The 2411-nt window shown below is 42.0% G+C and carries 3 protein-coding genes; 1 reads left to right on the plus strand and 2 read right to left on the minus strand.

The window, feature by feature from the left end:
* Positions 1 to 121 precede the first annotated feature (121 nt).
* A complete protein-coding gene (locus DD616_RS16575) occupies positions 122 to 439 on the minus strand; it encodes a HigA family addiction module antitoxin (protein ID WP_001232701.1) in 318 nt (105 codons plus the stop codon).
* A 10-nt stretch (positions 440 to 449) separates the two neighbouring features.
* Positions 450 to 737, minus strand: a complete 288-nt coding sequence (locus DD616_RS16580; protein WP_001162670.1) for a type II toxin-antitoxin system RelE/ParE family toxin — start codon at positions 735 to 737, stop codon at positions 450 to 452.
* Positions 738 to 944: 207 nt separating this feature from the next.
* Here DD616_RS16580 and DD616_RS16585 point away from each other — a divergent pair, with 207 nt between their 5' ends.
* Positions 945 to 1283: a hypothetical protein gene (locus DD616_RS16585; RefSeq protein ID WP_231140398.1), complete on the plus strand. Its 339-nt coding sequence runs from the start codon at positions 945 to 947 to the stop codon at positions 1281 to 1283.
* The last annotated feature ends 1128 nt before the right edge of the window (positions 1284 to 2411 follow it).

Here is a 2411-nt window from a genome sequence, read left to right on the forward strand (position 1 = left end):
GCCTAACGCCCGCTTAAGGGGAAGCCAACACCACTACCAACTTGCCGCATAACATGCGTAATTACAAAAGCCAACGCATGGTAAAAATGCCACGCGTTGGCTGTCCCTCTTGAAGCGTTTGTTATGTACGTGCGCTTTGTTCCAGCGAAACAAACAACGGCTTTACAAACTTTGCTTCTTCTTGATAACGATTTCTCGTATCCCAAAGGTCAACTGCATGTTGAATGTTAAGCCAAAATTCTGGTGTGTTGCCTAATGCCGCTGCTAACTTGATTGCTACCGGAGCTGTTAACACACCACCATTAATCAAATTACTCACCGTATTTCTGTGTACGCCCATCGCTTCAGCGAGCGCTTTTGATGTGATGCCCATTGGTTCAAGAAATTCAACTTTTAACATTTCCCCAACGCTAACTGGACGACGTTTTGTCTTACGCATAGTCGTTACCTCAATACTTATGTGGGTCTAAGTAAGTATTTAGTGCAACACCATCAACCCACTGAAAAATCAAACGATACTGTTTGTTCACTCGAATTGAACACCAACCTTTAAGATTGCCTTCAAGATGTTCAAAACGATTACCCGGTGGAATTCTTAAGTCTGATTCAGCTTGAGCTGCATCTAAGATTTCCAGCTTCCGAAATAGAGCATTCTCTATGCTACTTGGAATTAAACGATGTCGTTTATCATCCTCGTAAAACTGCTCTAACCACTTATCTTTAAATTCTAATGCCATTGCAACTTGCACTGTCTCATTGTGCATCCATAGACAAAGACTAACGCATAATGACACTGTGCACAAGTTTGATTTGTAGGAAGGATTTTAGAAAAGTACATAACGCCCGGCTAAGGGGTTGACAACGCATTGCCGAACTCAAAAAACACACTGTAAACACTGAATTTCAATYYCCTTAGCCGGGCGTTAGGCGATTAGGAGATAATATTGGCTAAAGTAACTAGAATCCAAGCTGGAAAGTACTCTATTGATGATGGACGGTATATCGTAAAACAAGGTTCAGGTTGGATTGTACTTGATGCTAACGGTTCTCATGATTTTGGACCTGTACCAACACTAGCTTCAGCGAGACAATATGTTGAGTCGGGAACCACACCTTTAGGGCAGCATAATTTGTCCACGAAGCACGGTAGGAAACAAAGTAAAAAAGAGTTCAATTCATATTTAGCGTCTGAGGCTAAGAATGGAAATCCGATGCCTGCAATATTGTGGTTTATTGTTCTTTTAGTAGTTTGTGGTGTTGTATTCGCTGTTCGAGGTCATTAGTTTGCTATAAATCATCGCCTAACAAACGCCTCAAGAGGGACTGTCAACGCGCGGCGTTTCCAGTCCCATTGAGCCGAAGTGGTTACGGTTGTTGTGTTTGAGTTTAGTGTAATGCGTTGCCAGCCCCTTAGGCGGGCGTTATGAGTTTAAGGGGTAATTAAGTTGATAAAGAAGTATGCAGGCATTAGTTGTTACGGTTCTTTTTTAGTGGCAGCCATTTTGAGCTATCTTCCCGTCGAGGGTTGGTTCGAGATGGTTTTGAAGACATTAGTTTTGTTGTTTATCGTGCACATGATCGTTTATTCGTTTGTTGTAGCAGTATCTGCAAAACGTACTCGTAGCAAAGTTCTATTGGTCTTATTTGCAGTTCTATTTCCTGCTGCGTCTGGTTTTATATTGTATTACTTTAAAGGTAGTAGAGAAGGCAAAGTTGTAACTGACACACCCAACTCATAACAAACAGTTCAAGAGGGATTCAGCACGCGTGGCATTTTTGGTATGCGTTGGTTTCGGTGTTGAAGTGCAATACGGTAACATCGGTATTGCGTGCTTCACCCCTTAACTGGGCGTTATGTGTTTGATGAGTTTTTGAGGTTAATTCTACGATTTTATTGAGAATTCGCTCCGTGTTTTCGGCAAGTTGGCTTGTCGAAATGGATTCTTGAACAATCTGAGATTTATCGTTTTCAAGGTTCTTGGGTTGCCTCAATTAAGTTTTGGATCTGGTTTGTGGTATAACAAACTGTTTAAGAGTGATTCGCAACGCGTGGCATTTTTGCTATGCGTTGCGTTTAGTGTTTAAGGTGGTATGCGGGAGCTTTGGTATTGCGTTGCTCACACCTTAACAGGGCGTTATGCAACTCAGGTAAATTTAGGGATTCAATCTTTTGGGATTTCTCCGGCCATTCGTTTCGAGCTGTCGGCAAATGAGCATTTTCGCCTTCAAATTTGTGACTAACTCAAACCGTAAAACAGGCAAATTTCTTTGTTTGCCTCAATGAAGTTTAGTGTTGGCGCGTTGTGAATTGAGCGGGCGCAAAGTGTCGAAAGAGCAAGCTAATCGAGCATTTCACACTTGCTGAATTTTTCGCCCGTTGAACTTGTTTGTTCCAAAAGCTTGGTTTGTTG

The organism is Vibrio anguillarum (assembly GCF_003390515.1).
Lineage (GTDB): Bacteria > Pseudomonadota > Gammaproteobacteria > Enterobacterales > Vibrionaceae > Vibrio > Vibrio anguillarum.

Bases quoted from the DNA above. Each gene is read 5' to 3' on its own strand.
- DD616_RS16580 (WP_001162670.1), bottom strand. From the start codon at position 737: ATGGCATTAGAATTTAAAGATAAGTGGTTAGAGCAGTTTTACGAGGAT.
- DD616_RS16575 (WP_001232701.1), bottom strand. From the start codon at position 439: ATGCGTAAGACAAAACGTCGTCCAGTTAGCGTTGGGGAAATGTTAAAA.